Here is an 18,607-nt window from a genome sequence, read left to right as displayed (position 1 = left end):
TTAGGTGGTTTTTCATGTGCTTTTTTTGCTGCTGTATTGAAAACTTATTACATTAAATCAGCGATCTAGATCTCAATATCAGTTTATTATGAAATTCCCTTACATAAAGCCGAGTCAGATCAACTTTTATGGGCTTTTTTTGGTTATCCTTACGACGAATTTATTATGCTAGTCACACCGTAAGGTAACTTTTATATGCAAAAAGATGCGACCAGTGTTCTTGGAACACCTCAAAGCACACAGAATCTAGATTCAACGAAACACTTACCTTGGACTCGCCAAGATACGACTTGGATGTTGAGTTTATTTGGCACAGCCGTTGGCGCTGGAATTTTATTTTTACCCATCAATGCGGGCATGGGCGGCTTTTGGCCTCTCGTACTAATGGCAGTGATCATCGGTCCTATGACCTATCTTGCCCACCGCGGTTTATCTCGTTTTGTTTGTTCATCAAGCATTCCCGGCAGCGACATCACCCAAGTAGTAGAAGAACATTTTGGTGTGGGTGCGGGTAAAGCCATTACCATACTGTATTTCTTCGCCATCTATCCGATTGTATTAATTTACGGTGTGGGTATTACCAACACAGTCGATAGCTTTATCGTCAATCAGTTGGGCATGGCATCGCCACCACGCTTTATTTTATCGGGTGTATTGATCCTCGGTATGATGGCTGTGATGGTTGCGGGCGAGAAATTCATGCTGAAAGTGACACAATTGCTGGTATATCCGCTGGTGGGTATTTTGGCCTTTATGTCGTTCTACCTGATCCCAGAATGGAAAATGGATGCCTTGCAAGTTGTGCCAGAAGCGGGTGCATTTTTAGGCACAGTGTGGTTGACGATCCCAGTATTGGTGTTCGCCTTTAACCATTCTCCTGCGATTTCACAGTTTTCAGTGTCACTGAAACGTGACCACGGCGCCAATGCTTCTCGTAAAGCTGACGTGATTTTACGTAACACTTCGATGATGTTAGTGGGCTTTGTGATGTTGTTTGTGTTCTCTTGTGTGCTGTCGTTATCGCCAGCCCAATTGGCAGAAGCGAAAGCGCAGAACTTACCGATTCTGTCTTACTTAGCTAACGTGCATTCAAGTGGTTTTGTGAGCTACTTTGGTCCGTTAATCGCCTTTATCGCGATTGTGTCCTCTTTCTTCGGCCATTACATGGGCGCGACAGAAGGCATGAAAGGCGTGATCGTTAAGCAGTTACGCTCAAGCGGCAAATCAGTCACGGATGCTAAGATCAACAAGTTCATCCTAGGCTTTATGTTTGTCACTATCTGGGCTGTAGCTGTGATCAACCCAAGTATCTTAGGCATGATTGAAGCCTTAGGTGGCCCAATTATCGCGGCTATCCTGTACTTGATGCCTATGTATGCCGTGTATAAAGTGCCAGCGTTAAAAGCCTATCGTGGCCGTATCAGCAATATCTTCGTGATCATTGCAGGTTTACTGGCGATGACGGCGATTCTGTTTGGTTTCTTCCGTTAAGTTTTACGAGTGCAGTGAAGCTTAACGAGGAGTTAGCGTTAGGTTTTTAATCTGAATCGTGACTCGTAAAAAAAGGATCGTGCCATTGGCCCGATCCTTTTTTATTGCGAATAAGCAATTGAGGGACTTATTTTTCTTCGTACATTAAGTAGTAACTCTGCTTCATCCCTAATGCTTGATAGGTCTGCTGGGCGGCGAGGTTTTCTTGCTCAACATATAAACGGAAGCTGGCGGCACCACCATTGGCTTCGGCCAGTTGTTTGACTTCACTGTAGAGCTTGCCATAAATGCCTTGGCGACGATTTTGCGGGCGAATATACACACTCTGGATCCAGTAATAATCCTTGGCGCGCCAATCGCTCCATTCAAATGTCACCATAAGCGAGCCGACTATTTCACCTTCAATTTCGGCGACGAGGTAAAACCCTTTTTGTGGACTTTCAAGTAGCGTGCCTACGCCGCGGGTTAGTGTTGCTTCATCTAAGGCTAAGCCTTCGGTTTCTTGGGCCATCGCCTGATTAAATTGGACTAAGGCACTGAGGTCCTGAGCCTTAGCTTTACGGATCAACATACAACAACTCCTAGGCGGTTATTGAGTAATACCGCTCTTGTTTAGTGAACAACCATTTTGTGGCTCACTTTAGCATGGAACATTGTGGGATAACGAGTTCGACAGTCGCGGTTTTGGCGGAGTGAGCTTAATTGATACTGCGGATTTTTGTACGACTAAAGTCTTGTCTGCTAGGCTTGTCTTTAGTGCCCTTTTTCTGAACTAAGTGAGCCTATGATGGGATTCGTTAAGTCGACACGCCGCTATAAACTTAAGGTGTTGCCCGTTGTTGATCTGATTGCTGATGAGCAAATAAACCATCGGCTGCATTTTATCTTAACTTTGTTGAGTTTTGGTTTGTGGGGACTCGTTTGGTGGTGGTTGATCCTAAAAGCCAAGGGTAAATCGGACTTTATTTTCAGTGGTTTTGATGACGATTACTGGAGTTATTTGATTGAACGTGAGCAACCGCCAGCAGCGCTTTATCGTCAGCAAATTGCGCCAAACAAAGTCACAGAATATTTTGATGCTTAAGCAGAGAAACTAACATTTAAGCGGCAAATTTAACAAAGTCAGTTTGGTTAATGTTACTGATTTTAAGACAGTTTAGCTCAACGTGACCCAGATCATCCCTCGATTAAAACCCCTCTGCTAGACTCGGCGATTGCCTCATGTAGACTGAGAAACTAGTGCGCTAGTTTTGGTCTTTGCCCCATCATAGTTTCGAATTCAAGGTTATGAATATGACAAAACCTAAGTCGTCGGCATTAGGCCGTGTTTGGTCTCGCTGGATGTCAGTGCCGCTGTGGCTGCAAATTGTTATTGGTATGGTGCTAGGCATTATTGTCGGCGTTATTTTTGGTGAGCAAGCCACTTGCCTAAAGCCGCTCGGCACCTTGTTTGTTAATGCCATAAAGATGCTGATCGTGCCACTGGTGTTTTGCTCGCTGATCGTGGGCGTTACATCGATGCAAGACACGGGCAAGATGGGGCGAATCGGCATTAAATCCTTTGGGTTTTATCTGTTTACTACTGCTATCGCGATCAGTATCGGCCTGCTTGTTGGTTATGTGCTGCAACCCGGCGCTGGCTTAGGATTAACGCTGGCAGAAGGCGCGACTCAAACCGCCAAAGCTGTGCCTTCATTAGTCGATACCTTGGTTGATATAGTGCCGACAAATCCGATTGCGGCCATGGCAAGCGGCCAAATTTTGCAAGTCATCGTATTTGCCATCGCCTTAGGCATCGCGTTAGTACTGATTGGCGAGCACGGTAAACCTGCGATTAAAGTGTTCGAAAGCCTCGCCGAAGCCATGTACAAACTGGCTGACATGGTGATGAAACTCGCGCCCTACGGCGTCTTTGGGCTAATGGCTTGGGTGGCGGGGGAGTATGGTATTGATATGCTTTGGCCCCTGATCAAAGTCATCATTGCCGTATACCTTGGTTGTATTATCCACGTGCTGGGTTTCTATAGTTTTTTACTGCGCGGATTTGCGAAGTTAAGTCCGCTGCAGTTTTTTAAAGGCATCAGCAATGCCATGTTAGTGGCGTTTACCACGTCGAGCTCTGCGGGTACGCTCCCTGCAAGCATGAAGTGCGCGAGTGAAAACCTAGGCGTTCATAAGAAGATTTCTAGCTTCGTGTTACCGCTGGGCACTACCATCAATATGGACGGCACTGCATTGTACCAAGGCGTTACTGTGTTGTTTGTGGCGCAGGCGTTTGGCATCGACCTGACTGTTGTCGATTATCTCACCATTATTTTAACCGCGACTTTGGCTTCTATTGGCACTGCTGGTGTGCCCGGTGCGGGTTTAGTGATGCTGACGTTAGTGCTGACAACCGTAGGGCTGCCCTTAGAAGGGGTGGCATTGATAGCGGGAATTGACCGTATTTTAGATATGGTGCGTACTGTGGTGAACGTCTCCGGTGACTTAGTGGCGACAACTGTGATTGCTAAGTCTGAAGATGAGCTGGATATGGCGCATTACAATGCCGACACGGAGCAAAGCGCCGTACTCGCCGAGCAAAATATCGCCCTTGAAACGGCGGCTGAGAATAGCGCCAAAGTCTAGTTGGCTTCGTCTAGTTGGCTTCAGTTGCTGGCTGTGGAACTAAAAAACCGCCATTGGCGGTTTTTTTATGCGGACAAATTTTACTTTGCGGAAGCTTACTTCACTGGGTTTACTTCAGTTGGCTCAAGATTAGCACTGGCTTGTCGTCGCTGTTGAGTAGCGTCAAGCGACCTTGCACTAGCTTAGCTTTAGCCACTAATGGCATTGCTTGCATCACTTTGTGCTCTTGCTGCATTAGCGCATCAACACAGGCTTTCATTGTGCTACCGGCAGGAGATAGCTTAAGCTCTTGGCCTTGCTGAGTATATTGACCGAAAAAGTTATTACAGCTGTTGTTGCCGTGTAATTTGCCTTCGGCCTCAAAGGTGATTTGTGCTGGGCTGTAATCGATAGTCGGTTGGCCTTGAACCATCTCAATATGCCAGCTGCCCTCTAATGGAATGGTCTCATTTTGGGCGACATCGGTACTTTGGCAGGCGGTGAGTCCCAACAGTAGCGCACCTAAGATGAATGTTTGTTTTAACATCGTTACAGTTCCTTTTTCCATGGTTATGGTCATAGTGTGACAAGTTTTACTCAAGATCTAAAGAGGTTTATATGACGGACTCATTTAAAAGTACTATGAATTTGTTGAAGTTTTTACATTGGTTAGGTGTATTGATGCTAGTTTGTGGACTTGGGTTCTATATGTTGACGCAATGGAGTCTAGAGATAAGCGGCATGTTACTGATCTCAAGCCTGATTGGCTTAGGGTTGGTTCTAATGTCACCCTATCCCGTGGTGCTGTTTATCCAGTGGGCGAAGCGTCAGGATGAGCAATCGAAGTGATTTCTTGCTGCGTAATTAAACCCAAAACTCGTTAACTCGCCACTTCGTTAAATCAAAGCTCGGTTAACCTATCGCTTCGTTAAATCAATGCTTCATTAACTTAAAGCGCTGCCGAATCTGCGGCGGGATTATCGTATAAGCTTGAGTCTATGGCGGGCTTAACTGGCGCGTCTTCAACCTCTGGCTTTGGTGGTTGCATTGAATCGAGTTTGCCCCGCGCGAGTTCCATCATGGGCGCGAGTTTGGCGCTGGATTCCGGGGTGAAAAAACTGTAGCTCGCATCGAGTTTAAGCTGGTGGTTTTGCTGTTCTAACTGTTTTTCTACCCGCTTCATAATATGTTGAATATCCCGCTCACCATCCACAAAAGCCAGTACCACAAATTGCGTGGTGTTGTAGTGGGCGGCTACGTCGGCGGTCCGTATCGTATCTTGGATCAACTTGCCTAACAGCCTGTGGTGATTATCTTCGAGGGGGATGGGCGTGTTATCCGGACTCAGTAATTCAAAGAAAATGATGCCTGCATGGGCACCAAAGCGGCGGCCTAAATTGAGTTGTCTTGGCGCCATCATCAAAAAACCATAATGATTGAGCATGCCGGTTTCTTGGTCGCGCATCGAAAGGGATTCAATGCGATGGTTCTGGCACAGCAGAGATAATTCCTGTTGCAGCAATATCTGAAACGGTTCGAGCATAGCGGCATTGGCTAGCGGCTCTGCCATATGTGGGTTGAGTACGCACAGGGCGCCAAATTGGCTGCCATCGGGCCAAGCGATTGGGCGCGAGAGAATGTGCTGAATGCCATCAAAATCCCGTGGTAAATCATCCAACATAAAGCTGCCGAGGTTTTGATATAAACCGTCGGGTTGGCTATTTTGTATCTGTTGAAAAAGTTCGAGTTCTGCGGAGTACAAAGTGCCCGCAGTAAATTGTGGTGTTTCAGTGATTGCGCTGACAATGATCTCAAATCCTGCGCTGGTCTTTTGGAATATAAAAACCGTGTTAGCGTTGTAATAGCTGTTGATTAGCTCACATTGGTGCATCCAGCGAGTGAGATTCACTTGTTGATTGTCGCTATCAAGTAAACTCAAGTTGGGATTAATGGTTTCGGGCAACATACAAACGCCTAACTAGGGCTAAATATTCATTAAGTTTGGGAAATAAAAGGGGATTTAGCAAATCAAGGCACTAAATAATACCTTGTTCTAGCTGTGCCTATTAATCCAACCGAGTATACTGACGGCCTTAAATTGGGCCTAAAGCCAAGATGATGCCGTGAGAACACTGTGAAGATTAGATTAGCCTTACCCCAAGATGTTGATTTATTAGCGATGCTAGAGAAAAAACATCTTAATGACGAATTAGCCTCCGCCAATATGGGACTGCAAGGGCAAGCTTTTTCCCACAGTGAATTGAGCGAATTAGTGCAGCATCATTGGGTCGTAGTGGCGCAGGTTGAGCAGCAGATCGTCGGTTATGTGATTGCCGGCCGCTGGGGATTTTTCGAACATTGGCCCATTTACCGCACTTTGTTGAATCGTTTGCCACAACTCGATTGGGATGGACCAAAATTAACTAAGGCCAACTCTTGCCAATACGGGCCGATTTGGGTACAGCAAGCCTACCGTGGACAAGGGATTTTTGAGGCATTAGTCAGTGAAATTCGTCGCCAAGTTGCCCCGCATTTTAGCTATATGTTGACCTTTATCGCCGAAGATAATGAACGTTCCTTTGCCGCCCACTCGGGAAAAGCGCACATGCAGGTAGTGGATTTTTTCACCGTCTCAGCGCGGGATTACTATTTAATGGCGGCAGCGACCCAAGCTTAGTTGTTCGATGATAGAAATTAAGGATTTAATCTCTACTGTGTAAATAACCCGAGTTCAGGTTAAATAACGGAGATAAATACATGAATGTACAATTTGTTGAGTCACTATTAACGGCCTATGCCGAAGTCAATTTATCGGCTTGGGACAACTTGAGATTGGTCTTATCTGAATGCTCCCACCATGAATATGAGGCGAGGGGATTTGAAGTCGAGTTTGTCTTAGACTCAGGGCAAGCGCAGCATTATTGGGTACAAGTGGGGAATATTTGGCTCGATTGTGGCCGAACCAATACCTATTCGGCGACGATAACGCAACTGAGCGATGAACAAGTCAGCCGCGCGAATACAAAAAAGGCGCTGGAGTGCGCCATTTTATCCCAAGAGCAGATTGGTCTACTGTGCATGCAAAACGCCCATTTCGACCATTGCTAAGTGCGCTTACTCAGTCCGTTTCTCAATCGCTTTTTTGATCAATACTTCTTCATCAGAAAGATGCGCTGAGGGGTAGTGGTGACTGTACCTATGATCTCAAACCCTTGTTTTTCATAAAACACAGGGGCTTGAATCGATAAGGTATCCACTTGAGCTACTAGGCAACCGCGTTGTTTCGCCTCCGCTTCGGCAAGCGCCATCAGTTTATGCCCAAGCCCTGTGCCTCTGGTTTGGTCATCAACCCAGACAACATTGATTAAGAAGTTTTTATAGATAGTCCGTCCACCCACACCCCCTATCAACTTGCCCGTTTCATCACGTGCTATGACAGTCAAAGGCACTGATTTCTCAGGCCCTAATAGCCCAGCATTAAATTGCCTAACGCCGTCTACCAGCGCATCCACAATTGCGTTATTTTCTTCATGAATAACTTCAAATTTCACTTAAATTTTTTCCTTAAAAATATTTTTTTGCTTTTAAATCATATAGCAACTATCAGTAAACTCAATGTTGGACAGAAATGTGTTGGAAAGTAGTGTCGGGGGAACTGTCACTTTAGTTGTTAGCAGTTTAGCGTTTGCTGATATCCACTCACACAGGCTTGCCATGGCATTCACTCGTCAGTCCTTGGATACTCAACCGCCCCGTCCATGGGGCGGACGGTCGTCTTGCTATCACCATGGCTCACTTTTTTGGTATTAGCGGAACCTGTGGATTGAAAAGATTACACAACATACTTTTGGACAGAAATGTGTTGGAAAGTAGTGTTTTGGGAGCAGTAATTTCAGTTGTTAGAAGTTTAGCGTTTACGGGTATCCACTCACACAGGCTTGCCATGGCATTCGCTCAACGACACGCAGCAAGTCCGTCCTTGGATGCTCGACCGCCCCGTCCATGGGGCGGACGGTCGTCTCGCAAATCACCATGGCTCACCTTTTTGGCATTACTGTAACATGCGAGTTTGAAGGAGATACCCAGCACGCTTTTAGACATTTTTGAGTTAGTTTGTTTACTCTATCAAATGAGTTCAGGATAAAAATTTCTATGGATTATCGCCCCGTTCACCCTACTGAGAGCGTTTTTGTGTAAAGTGGTGCACAGCGACACATAAAAACGAACGTAGCTGTATGTGTCGGCGTGCAGCGGTTTGTTAGGTTTATTTTTTGTCTGTAATTGCTTTTACGCCCTTAATTGACAACTTCCGCGAGTATAAAGGAGATTTATGATATGCAGGGCTAATTTTTTGTGCAGAAGAGATAAGGTTACGCATAGCCTCTTCTAGACCTTCTTCTTTATAAGCAGTCGATGGCTCACTTTGATATGGTAGATCTGGATTGTTTGTTACGCATGGAACTGAAGGATGATTTATTTCTTCCAAGTAGCTATAAAATGCATCTTTTGATATTACAGTACCGAACATTCTCCAAGCGTATTTTTTACCCCAATAGTAACCATCTTTTGCTTTGTATGTAACACGCTGGTCATTCTTAGCTTTTTCTGCAGGTTTATTTTCCCGAGCAATTTGTTGTGCAAATGCATAGCTAAAAAAGGGGTTAACCTCAGCTGTTTTCGAAAGAGCAGACAACTCAATTACATTTCTTCCGTTTTTATCTGTAGAAAACCCAATATTATAACGCTGACCTTCCTCGATAACGGGAGCACTATTGGCCTCAAATTCATACAAAGTATTCGTCGTTTTAGGAGTGAAACTATGAAGAAATTTACCGTTTGGAAGTTGGCTTATTTTATAATTGCTAGCAATCAGATCGTGTATTGTAAAAAGGTCTCTTGATTTCATATTCTTCCCTTGTGTGTGCTGATTCCGAGTAAACGTAACGCCGCGCAGCACGCGCGGCTTTGTAGTGAAGGCGCAGCCGCAACGAAAAAGCTATCTCTGCGACTGCGATTATTAATGGCTACTTACCTGATTTTCCTAGCATATCCCTTTTTTACTACTCTACCGATATAGCTATTTAAGCCTTGCCCAGCTCTTGCCAGCTTATGCATTTCGTTGATGCTGGCTGCACCAGCACTTTGATTCGTGTAAAGGTAGACTGAACCATCTCCGAACTGAACGGTGATTTCGCCTGCTCCAATTTCGTATGCAACCACATTCGAGTTACCACCCAAATTTTTATAACGTTCCATCATCACTTCCTTTTTAGTTGATACTACTTTGATTTGGAGCTAAAGCCCCTTAACGTCTTAGTATTTATGCGCTGCGCTGTTTGCAGGGCATAAATCGTTTGTTGACTAAATCTCAAATATGGCCGCAGCTACATCCGTGTAAATGGGTATAAATGATGCTATAGGAATTTACTTTTTTGCGGTAGCTATTTTTTATACAGCTTTGACACTAATCACTTGATATCGTTTTAGCTTTCTCATTTTTAGCGCTTATTTTTTGCTGATGAATCGCTATCTAACGACTCAAAACTTCAAGGAATACACCTCCCCTCGGAGTTGCCGCAGGGCGAATAGACAAATTGCGTGAGTTCGGTCATGGATGACCGACTAGCTTTCGCAGGTGCAGGGACGCATCCTTCGGAAGCGATAGCAAATTTGTCAATGAGCACAAGGGGCTTTCAACTCCGTTGGGGGCGTCTTGGAGCATCCAAGGAGGATAGGACGAGCAGTCCTCCTTGGTCGGGTGTGGGGTGAAGCCCCACGACTTTGATTTTGATTAAAGCACTCAAGCTACGAAAAGATGGGATACTTAACTTCTAAGTCGAACCATCAACTTTTCTATAGGCAAAGCTTTACTTGGCCAATTCCTCTTTTGAACTGCGAAACACACTTTGGGGCAATAGCTTTTTAGTTAAGCTATCAGCGAAAAGGTTGGCAAAGATTGGTATTGTTGCACCTGTGACCTTCTAAAACAGGATCTTTTAGTTGAGCCCTCAGGGACGCTTTTTGTTAAACAAAGAGGTGGTGAGTCATAGGGGAAACAATGACAATGAATGCTGCACAACTGAAGATACCATTATCTTGCTTTGGGGAACCAAATTGCAGGCATAAAAAAACCGCTGGGTAGCGGTTTTTATATTTTGCAATCTTAACGGGTTTTAATCGAAACCGATTATAGACCCGCGTCAGCGCGCAGTGCTTCAGCTTTGTCCGTCGCTTCCCATGGGAATTCATTACGACCAAAGTGGCCATAAGCGGCGGTCGCTTGATAAATCGGACGAGCTAAATCTAGCATGGCCGTTAAACCGTATGGACGCAGTTCGAAGTGTTGACGTACTAACTTGATCAACAAATCTTCAGACACTTTACCCGTACCGAAGGTTTCGATGCTGATAGAAGTCGGCTCTGCCACACCAATAGCGTAAGACACTTGGATTTCACAGCGATCAGCAAGACCTGCTGCAACGATGTTTTTTGCCACATAACGGGCAGCGTATGCCGCGCTACGGTCAACTTTTGATGGATCTTTACCAGAGAATGCGCCACCACCATGACGGGCCATGCCGCCGTAGGTATCAACGATGATCTTACGACCGGTTAAGCCGCAATCGCCTACTGGACCACCGATAACAAAACGACCAGTTGGGTTGATAAAGAACTTAGTGTCTTTGTTTAGCCATTGAGCCGGTAATACTGGCTTGATGATGGTTTCCATCACGCCTTCAATTAAGTCGGCTTGTGAAACGTCATCTCTGTGCTGAGTCGACAATACGACAGCATCGATACCGACAATTTTGCCATCATCATAGGCAAATGTGACTTGGCTTTTCGCATCTGGGCGTAACCAAGGCAGGGTGCCGTTTTTACGCACTTCAGACTGACGCTTCACTAATGCGTGGGCATAAGTGATAGGCGCTGGCATGAGGACGTCGGTTTCGTTGTTGGCATAGCCAAACATTAACCCTTGGTCGCCTGCACCTTGCTCAGCAGGGTCAGCACGGTCTACACCTTGATTGATATCAGGTGATTGCTTACCAATGGCGTTTAATACCGCACACGAGTCTGCATCAAAACCCATATCTGAGTGGGTATAACCAATTTCACGCACCGTTTTACGGGTGATTTCTTCAATATCAACCCAAGCAGAAGTCGTGACTTCGCCACCGACTAATACCATGCCAGTTTTGACATAAGTTTCACACGCCACGCGTGCTTTTGGATCTTGAGCCAGAATTGCATCTAGCACAGCATCAGAAATCTGATCTGCAATCTTATCGGGATGACCTTCTGAGACCGACTCAGAAGTAAACAAGTGCTTTGCCATAGTAGGAAAATCTCGTCGTTAGCATTCAAACGTGTAGAAGCATCTACATCTAGACGGCTATTTTAGTTTAAATCCGATTGCCGATCACCCCCAGTGAGAAAAAATCCTCTCAGATTGTGACCTGAAAACGACTATGTTCAGTCTTGAAATGGTTATTTTACTTATATTTCATAGCATTAAGTTTACTCTTTTTTTGAGAAATTTATTTCTCCATTACAAGTGATCCTTGCGAGGCCGACTCAAGTAAACGCCAGTAAAGTGACTAGTTTGTTTCTGCGAGTTTACGATTCGGCCATCTTTTGCTGAGTGAATGATAATTTTAGTTTGCGTCACACTGGCATGTAGGGGAAAATATGCATCCAAATTGCCCGCTAGACCCCACAAACAAGCAGGAGAGAGCATGTCTTCCCGTAAAGTACTCGCAAACGCAATCCGTGCGTTAAGTATGGATGCAGTTCAAAAAGCAAATTCAGGCCATCCCGGCGCCCCAATGGGTATGGCAGATATTGCTGAAGTGCTGTGGAATGATTTCCTTAAGCACAACCCGACCAATCCTAAATGGGTAGATAGAGACCGTTTCGTCCTTTCTAACGGTCACGGTTCAATGCTGATCTACTCTTTACTTCACCTGACAGGTTATGAATTACCAATCGAAGAACTGAAACAGTTCCGTCAATTGCATTCAAAAACCCCGGGTCACCCAGAATACGGTTACACCCCAGGTGTTGAAACCACAACGGGTCCACTCGGCGCGGGCATCAGCAATGCAGTCGGTATGGCGATTGCTGAAAAAACCTTAGCGGCACAGTTTAACCGTGATGGTCACGATATCGTTGATCACTACACTTACTGCTTCGTCGGCGACGGCTGTTTGATGGAAGGTATTTCCCACGAAGCCTGTTCATTAGCCGGTACTTTAGGTCTAGGCAAACTGGTCGCATTTTGGGATGACAACGGTATTTCTATCGATGGCCATGTTGAAGGCTGGTTCACCGATGATACGCCAAAGCGTTTTGAAGCTTACGGCTGGCATGTGATTGCCGGTGTTGACGGTCATGATAGCGCGGCAATCCGTGCTGCTATCGAAGCGGCTAAAGCGGTGACCGATAAACCAACCATGATTTGCTGCAAAACAATTATCGGTTTTGGTTCACCCAACAAATCTGGCAGCCACGATTGCCACGGCGCGCCATTAGGCGATGCGGAAATCGCAGCAGCCCGTGAATTCCTTGGCTGGCCATACGCACCGTTTGAAATCCCTGCTGACGTTTATGCCGGTTGGGATGCCAAAGAAGCCGGTGCTGCCCGTGAAGCAGCATGGAACGAGAAGTTTGCGGCTTATAGCGCAGCTCACCCAGAACTGGCTGCTGAATATGAGCGCCGTGTACTAAAAGGTGAATTACCTGCTGATTTTGAAGAAAAAGCGCAGGCATTCGTGCAAGCATCACAGGACAAAGCCGAAGGTATTGCGAGCCGTAAAGCCTCACAAAATGCCATCGGTGCTTTCGGTGCTATGTTACCTGAACTGTTAGGCGGCTCTGCTGACTTAGCGGGTTCTAACTTGACACTGTGGTCAGGTTCTAAAGGTATTCAAGACGATCCAGCTGGTAACTACATTTACTACGGCGTGCGTGAATTCGGCATGAGCGGCATTATGAACGGTGCTTCGCTGCATGGTGGTTTCATCAACTACGGCGCAACTTTCATGATGTTCATGGAATACGCCCGTAACGCAGTTCGTATGTCGGCGCTGATGGGCATTCAAAACATCTTCGTTTATACCCATGACTCTATCGGTCAAGGTGAAGATGGTCCAACGCATCAGCCAGTTGAGCAATTAGCTAACCTGCGTATGACGCCAAATATGGCTGTATGGCGCCCATGTGATGCGGCAGAAACGGCGGTTTCTTGGAAAGCTGCGATTCAACGTCGCAATGCGCCAACGTCACTGATTTTCAGCCGTCAAAACCTCAAAGCCCAAGCGCGTACCGCTGAGCAATTAGCTAACGTGGCTAAAGGTGCTTATGTACTGCAAGACTGTGCGGGTACACCAGAACTGATCCTGATCGCAACCGGTAGCGAAGTACAATTGGCGATGGATTCTGCGGCTGCATTAACTGAGCAAGGTAAACAAGTTCGCGTAGTCTCTATGCCATCGACAACTGAGTTCGATAAGCAAGATGCCGCTTATAAAGAATCGGTATTACCACGCGCTGTGACTAAACGTGTGGCTATCGAAGCGGCGCATACCGATTTCTGGTACAAGTACGTCGGTTTTGAAGGCACTGTTGTTGGCATGACCACTTTTGGTGAGTCAGCGCCGGGTAACGTGTTATTGAATCACTTCGGTTTCACCGTTGAAAATGTGCTGAATGCTGCAAAATCATTGGGCTAATCGCTCAAGGGATTAGATTCAATACAAAAGGTTAAACTTTTTAAGTGTTAATCTGTATAATGCGGCCTGCAATCTTTTGCAGGCCGTTTTTGTATTTAGAGGAAATTGAGACCTCAATGATCCGAGTCGCTATCAATGGTTATGGCCGTATCGGCCGCTCTATTCTTCGTGCTTTGTACGAGTCAGGAAAACGGCAGCAAATACAGATTGTCGCGATTAATGAATTAGCTAAACCTGAAGCCATTATTCATCTGACCCAGTACGACACCACCCACGGTCGGTTTGCGCACAAAGTGAAACTCGTCGATGATCACATGCTGATTGGCGACGATGCGATAAAAATTCTCCACGAGCCCGATCCCACAAAACTCCCTTGGCATGAAATGGACATAGACATTGTCTATGAGGCAACTGGTGTATTACTCGATCGTCAAAGCTGCGAAGCCCATATTCATGCTGGCGCTAAGCAAGTGCTGATAAGCCATCCATCCTCAGCCGATGTCGATGGCACGATTGTCTATGGTGTGAATCACGATTTACTCCGCGCCGAACACACAGTGGTTTCCAACGCATCTTGTACGACTAACTGTATCGTGCCAGTGATCGACGTACTCGATCGCCATTTCGGCGTTAAAAGCGGTGCCATTACCACTATTCATTCGGCGATGAACGATCAGCAAGTGATTGATGCTTATCATGATGATTTGCGTCGTACCCGCGCCGCTGGTCAATCGATTATCCCTGTAGACACTAAGCTTGCCCGCGGTATTGAGCGGATTTTGCCGCACATGAAAGATAAATTTGAAGCGATTTCGGTGCGCGTACCGACCATCAACGTGACCGCAATCGATTTGTCTGTGACGCTTGAGAAAACCGTCGATATTGCCACTGTGAATCATGTGCTGGAGTCGGCCGCCAATGGGCGATTTAACGGCATTTTGGGTTATACTGATGAGCCCTTGGTTTCATGTGATTTCAACCATGATCCGCGATCCAGTATTGTTGACGGTACCCAGACCCGTGTCAGCGCCGGTCAGCTGGTGAAGTTACTGTTGTGGTGCGATAACGAGTGGGGTTTTGCCAACCGTATGTTAGATACGAGTTTGGCGATGATCGCGGCCAAGCGAGGCTGATAAAAAGTAGATTATTCACCGGTGGGTCACTCAGTTATATGCCAATTCGACGGGATGTCGAGCGCCTAGCGGCAGTAAACTGATACCGGCCATGTGTGAAACCAGTTTGTTTTTTGATTATAAAAGGAAGCGTTACTATGGCAATTATCAATATGTCAGATTTGGATCTACAAGGTAAGCGCGTGCTTATCCGTGAAGATCTCAATGTGCCTGTTAGCAACGGCGTCGTCACCAGTGATGCACGTCTGCGCGCCTCTCTACCGACTATCGAGTTGGCCCTTGCTAAAGGCGCCGCTGTGATGGTGATGTCGCACTTAGGTCGTCCGACCGAAGGTGAATACAATCCCGAATATTCTATGCAACCTGTGGTTGACTACTTGGCTAAAGCCTTGTCGTGCCCTGTACGTTTAGCGACGGATTATTTAGACGGCGTCGACGTAGCCGTCGGTGAAGTGGTTGTGTTCGAAAACGTGCGTTTCAACGTGGGCGAAGGCAAGAACAATGAAGCCTTATCGAAAAAAATGGCGGCGCTGTGTGATGTCTATGTTATGGACGCCTTTGGTACTGCACATCGCGCCCAAGCATCGACCCACGGCGTTGGCATGTTTGCCCCCATCGCCTGTGCTGGTCCATTACTGGCGCAAGAATTAGATGCCTTAGGCAAGGCATTAGATAACCCTGCGCGTCCTATGGTGGCGATTGTCGGTGGCTCTAAAGTATCAACTAAGCTGACTGTGCTAGAAAGCCTTTCAGGCATAGTCGATCAGTTAGTGGTTGGCGGCGGTATTGCCAATACTTTCATTGCAGCGGCGGGCTACAATGTCGGGAAATCGCTGTATGAAGCGGATTTGATCGACGAAGCTAAGCGTTTAGTGGCTAATGCTAAGAGTCGTGGCGCCGATATTCCTGTGCCGACCGATGTAGTAGTGGCAGGCGAGTTTAGCCCAACGGCAGCGGCAACCTTAAAATCAGTTAGCGAAGTTGCTGATGGCGAAATGATTTTTGATATTGGTCCAGATAGCGCTGAAGCTCTAGCTAAAATCATCGAATCTGCAGGCACTATCGTGTGGAACGGCCCTGTTGGCGTGTTTGAATTCGACCAATTTGGTGAAGGTACTAAGCGTATCGCCCAAGCGATTGCCGATTCAAAAGCCTTCTCTATCGCAGGCGGTGGTGACACTTTGGCTGCGGTTGATAAGTACGGTATTGCCGATAAAGTGTCTTACATTTCGACTGGCGGCGGCGCTTTCCTCGAGTTCCTCGAAGGTAAAGAATTACCGGCTGTGGCTATGTTAGAAAAGCGCGGCGCTTAATCATTAAGTTTTAAAATACGCGGCGCATAAGACGCCGCGATAAGCTCTGATATCATCAAAGCTTGATAATAAATAAAAGAATTATAAAAAAACCGCCCGTGTTTATTTTAGATATTTTTTCAGGTACTTATTTTAGGTGCTTGTTTAAGGTATCTATCTGAATACGGGTATAAAAATCCATCCAAACGATAGTGACCTCGGTGACCAAGCGTTGCAGAATGTGACAGTCACCCTATTATTGGAGTTAAAAAATGGCGTTAATTTCCCTACGACAACTACTCGACCACGCGGCAGAACATGGATACGGTGTGCCTGCGTTCAACGTTAACAACTTAGAGCAGATGCGTGCCATCATGCAGGCCGCTGAAGCAACAGACAGCCCTGTTATTGTGCAAGCTTCTGCTGGTGCGCGTAAATATGCTCGCCCACAGTTCTTAAAATATCTGATGGCAGCGGCCCTTGAGCAGTACCCAGATATTCCTGTGTGTATTCACCAAGACCACGGTACCGATCCTGATATCTGTCAGCGTTCTATCCAATTAGGCATGTCATCAGTGATGATGGATGGCTCTTTGATGGCTGATGGCAAAACCCCTGCATCGTATGACTACAACGTCGATGTCACCCGTCGCACAGTGGCATTTGCCCATGCGTGTGGTGTGTCAGTTGAAGGCGAAATCGGCTGTTTAGGCAGTTTAGAAACTGGCCAAGCAGGCGAAGAAGACGGTATTGGTGCAGTGGGTACATTAAGCATGGATCAAATGTTGACTACTCCTGATGAAGCGGCGCGTTTCGTTGCCGATACTCATGTTGATGCATTAGCCATCGCTATCGGTACTAGCCACGGTGCTTACAAGTTCAGCCGTAAACCTACGGGCGATGTACTGCGTATCGACCGCATCAAAGAAATCCATGCGCGTATTCCTAATACTCACTTAGTGATGCACGGTTCATCTTCAGTGCCACAAGAATGGTTACAGATCATCAACCAATACGGTGGTCAGATCCCTGAAACCTACGGCGTGCCATTAGAAGAAATCGTTGAAGGTATCAAGCACGGTGTGCGTAAGGTGAATATCGATACTGACTTACGTTTAGCATCAACAGGTGCGGTACGTAAGTTCTTAGCGGAACACCCAAGTGAATTTGACCCACGTAAATTCTTGAAAGCGTCAATGGAAGCCATGGCAGACATCTGTACTGTTCGCTACGAAGCTTTCGGTTGTGCTGGTCAAGCATCTAAGATTAAACCATTGTCTTTACAAGCAATGTACAAAGCGTACCAGTCTGGTGCCTTAGATCCTAAGATCAACATGTAAGCGTTATCGTTAAGGCAAAAACCCGCTGATGCGGGTTTTTTTATGGATGAAATAGCGGTCGTTTTCATTTTTTAAGCGCAAATGTTAATATTGCGCGGATTTTCAGGGGAAAAAACTAACCCATATTAATATGTGCTTATTCAGCTTCGCTGGGACGAACAGATATTTATAGGGATTGGATTTAACGGAACAGGAACGATTAAACATGAAAAAAGTACTGACCGCAGCACTATTAATGACTGCACCTTTTATGGCGACAGCAGGGGCCGATTTTGTAAAAGGCGACAAGACATTCGCTGGTGAAGCTGAGTTAGGTGCCACCTTAACCACAGGTAACACTGAAACCTCATCATTTAAGGGACGTTTAAATCTTAAGCATGAGCTTGGCGATTGGGAAAATCAGTACTTACTAGAAGGTTTATACAAAGAAGATACCGGTTCTGTCACCGCGAAACGCTATTTAGCAGGCGCACAGGGTAACTACAAGATGACAGACCGTAGCTACCTGTTTGCGAATGCCAGTTATGAAGTCGACCCGTTTACCGGTTATGACTACACCCTATCTGGCGCAGCGGGTTATGGTCATAGACTGTATGACACCAGCAAGACCTTTTTAGATGTTGAAGTGGGTCCCGGTTATATCTATCAACGTCTCGATACTGAGCAAGCGCTTATCGAAGGTTATGACACCAACGACAGCGTTGTTGCCCACGGTGTGATCAACTTCGAAACTGAAATCACTGAGACCTCTAAATTCCAACAGCGTTTCGTTGCCGATTACGGTGACAAGTTAGATGCCCGTTCTGAAACCTCATTAACGGCAAATATTATCGGCGCATTGGCGATGAAGTTTGCCATTATTGTGCGTTACAACAGCGAGCCGCTTGATGATAAGAAAAGCACAGATACCGAAACCAATATGACCTTGTTATATGCTTTCTAATGCTGTGACACTGATTTAAAACAAAAAAGCACCTTCGAGGTGCTTTTTTATTGGCTGTTTTTGGACT

18 protein-coding genes are annotated in these 18,607 nt (G+C 46.1%); 11 read left to right on the top strand and 7 right to left on the bottom strand.

Features of this window, described 5'->3' with window-relative positions; genetic code table 11:
* Positions 1-195: 195 nt before the first annotated feature.
* Complete coding sequence (locus AC5YB3_RS07655; protein WP_006080322.1) at positions 196-1,491, top strand: SLC5/6 family protein; 1,296 nt, start codon at positions 196-198, stop codon at positions 1,489-1,491.
* 127 nt (positions 1,492-1,618) lie between these two features.
* Here the strand turns inward: AC5YB3_RS07655 and AC5YB3_RS07650 are convergent, their stop codons facing one another.
* Positions 1,619-2,062 (bottom strand): GNAT family N-acetyltransferase, encoded by a 444-nt coding sequence (locus AC5YB3_RS07650; RefSeq protein ID WP_006084032.1) that lies wholly within the window; start codon positions 2,060-2,062, stop codon positions 1,619-1,621.
* 216 nt (positions 2,063-2,278) lie between these two features.
* On the opposite strand from AC5YB3_RS07650, the gene AC5YB3_RS07645 reads away from it, so the two are divergent.
* Together AC5YB3_RS07645 and AC5YB3_RS07640 are read left to right on the top strand one after the other, a co-directional pair.
* Positions 2,279-2,575 (top strand): hypothetical protein, encoded by a 297-nt coding sequence (locus AC5YB3_RS07645; RefSeq protein WP_126493531.1) that lies wholly within the window; start codon positions 2,279-2,281, stop codon positions 2,573-2,575.
* A 209-nt stretch (positions 2,576-2,784) separates the two neighbouring features.
* Complete coding sequence (locus AC5YB3_RS07640) at positions 2,785-4,119, top strand: dicarboxylate/amino acid:cation symporter (RefSeq protein ID WP_259575998.1); 1,335 nt, start codon at positions 2,785-2,787, stop codon at positions 4,117-4,119.
* A gap of 109 nt (positions 4,120-4,228) precedes the next feature.
* Here AC5YB3_RS07640 and AC5YB3_RS07635 read toward each other — a convergent pair whose 3' ends face one another.
* Positions 4,229-4,645 carry an META domain-containing protein gene (locus AC5YB3_RS07635; RefSeq protein ID WP_006080326.1) on the bottom strand — a complete coding sequence of 139 codons (417 nt, stop codon included), beginning with the start codon at positions 4,643-4,645 and terminating at the stop codon, positions 4,229-4,231.
* Positions 4,646-4,716: 71 nt separating this feature from the next.
* On the opposite strand from AC5YB3_RS07635, the gene AC5YB3_RS07630 reads away from it, so the two are divergent.
* Positions 4,717-4,947, top strand: coding sequence for a hypothetical protein (locus AC5YB3_RS07630; RefSeq protein WP_006080327.1), 231 nt, complete (start codon positions 4,717-4,719; stop codon positions 4,945-4,947).
* A gap of 100 nt (positions 4,948-5,047) precedes the next feature.
* Here AC5YB3_RS07630 and AC5YB3_RS07625 read toward each other — a convergent pair whose 3' ends face one another.
* On the bottom strand, positions 5,048-6,064 hold the full coding sequence (locus AC5YB3_RS07625; protein ID WP_494526879.1) for a GGDEF domain-containing protein: 1,017 nt from the start codon (positions 6,062-6,064) through the stop codon (positions 5,048-5,050).
* 168 nt (positions 6,065-6,232) lie between these two features.
* Here AC5YB3_RS07625 and AC5YB3_RS07620 point away from each other — a divergent pair, with 168 nt between their 5' ends.
* Both AC5YB3_RS07620 and AC5YB3_RS07615 read left to right on the top strand, forming a co-directional pair.
* Entirely contained in the window at positions 6,233-6,775 is a 543-nt protein-coding gene (locus AC5YB3_RS07620; RefSeq protein WP_311989897.1) for a GNAT family N-acetyltransferase, read from the top strand.
* Between the two features lie 80 nt (positions 6,776-6,855).
* Positions 6,856-7,206 (top strand): hypothetical protein, encoded by a 351-nt coding sequence (locus tag AC5YB3_RS07615; RefSeq protein WP_494526878.1) that lies wholly within the window; start codon positions 6,856-6,858, stop codon positions 7,204-7,206.
* Positions 7,207-7,244: 38 nt separating this feature from the next.
* Here AC5YB3_RS07615 and AC5YB3_RS07610 read toward each other — a convergent pair whose 3' ends face one another.
* From AC5YB3_RS07610 to metK, 4 genes are all read right to left on the bottom strand, one after another.
* Positions 7,245-7,649 (bottom strand): GNAT family N-acetyltransferase, encoded by a 405-nt coding sequence (locus AC5YB3_RS07610; RefSeq protein WP_259565902.1) that lies wholly within the window; start codon positions 7,647-7,649, stop codon positions 7,245-7,247.
* A gap of 713 nt (positions 7,650-8,362) precedes the next feature.
* The gene (locus tag AC5YB3_RS07605) at positions 8,363-9,004 is read right to left on the bottom strand and encodes a hypothetical protein (RefSeq protein ID WP_107948990.1); all 642 of its coding nucleotides are present in this window, start codon (positions 9,002-9,004) and stop codon (positions 8,363-8,365) included.
* 122 nt (positions 9,005-9,126) lie between these two features.
* Positions 9,127-9,354, bottom strand: coding sequence for a hypothetical protein (locus tag AC5YB3_RS07600; protein ID WP_107948988.1), 228 nt, complete (start codon positions 9,352-9,354; stop codon positions 9,127-9,129).
* Between the two features lie 931 nt (positions 9,355-10,285).
* Positions 10,286-11,437, bottom strand: coding sequence for a methionine adenosyltransferase (gene metK, locus AC5YB3_RS07595; RefSeq protein ID WP_006080333.1), 1,152 nt, complete (start codon positions 11,435-11,437; stop codon positions 10,286-10,288).
* 400 nt (positions 11,438-11,837) lie between these two features.
* Between metK and tkt the strand changes: the two genes are divergently transcribed.
* The 5 genes from tkt (at position 11,838) to AC5YB3_RS07570 (ending at position 18,540) form a co-directional block, all read left to right on the top strand.
* Positions 11,838-13,832, top strand: a complete 1,995-nt coding sequence (tkt, locus tag AC5YB3_RS07590) for a transketolase (RefSeq protein ID WP_006080334.1) — start codon at positions 11,838-11,840, stop codon at positions 13,830-13,832.
* Between the two features lie 116 nt (positions 13,833-13,948).
* Entirely contained in the window at positions 13,949-14,965 is a 1,017-nt protein-coding gene (gene epd, locus AC5YB3_RS07585; RefSeq protein WP_011845920.1) for an erythrose-4-phosphate dehydrogenase, read from the top strand.
* Between the two features lie 137 nt (positions 14,966-15,102).
* A complete protein-coding gene (locus AC5YB3_RS07580; RefSeq protein WP_006084021.1) occupies positions 15,103-16,278 on the top strand; it encodes a phosphoglycerate kinase in 1,176 nt (391 codons plus the stop codon).
* A gap of 251 nt (positions 16,279-16,529) precedes the next feature.
* Positions 16,530-17,597 carry a class II fructose-bisphosphate aldolase gene (fba, locus tag AC5YB3_RS07575; RefSeq protein WP_006084020.1) on the top strand — a complete coding sequence of 356 codons (1,068 nt, stop codon included), beginning with the start codon at positions 16,530-16,532 and terminating at the stop codon, positions 17,595-17,597.
* A 205-nt stretch (positions 17,598-17,802) separates the two neighbouring features.
* Positions 17,803-18,540 (top strand): DUF481 domain-containing protein, encoded by a 738-nt coding sequence (locus tag AC5YB3_RS07570; protein ID WP_012090103.1) that lies wholly within the window; start codon positions 17,803-17,805, stop codon positions 18,538-18,540.
* The last annotated feature ends 67 nt before the right edge of the window (positions 18,541-18,607 follow it).

This window comes from Shewanella sp. 1311, assembly GCF_059338235.1.
This window is presented reverse-complemented; position numbering and strand designations above follow the sequence as displayed.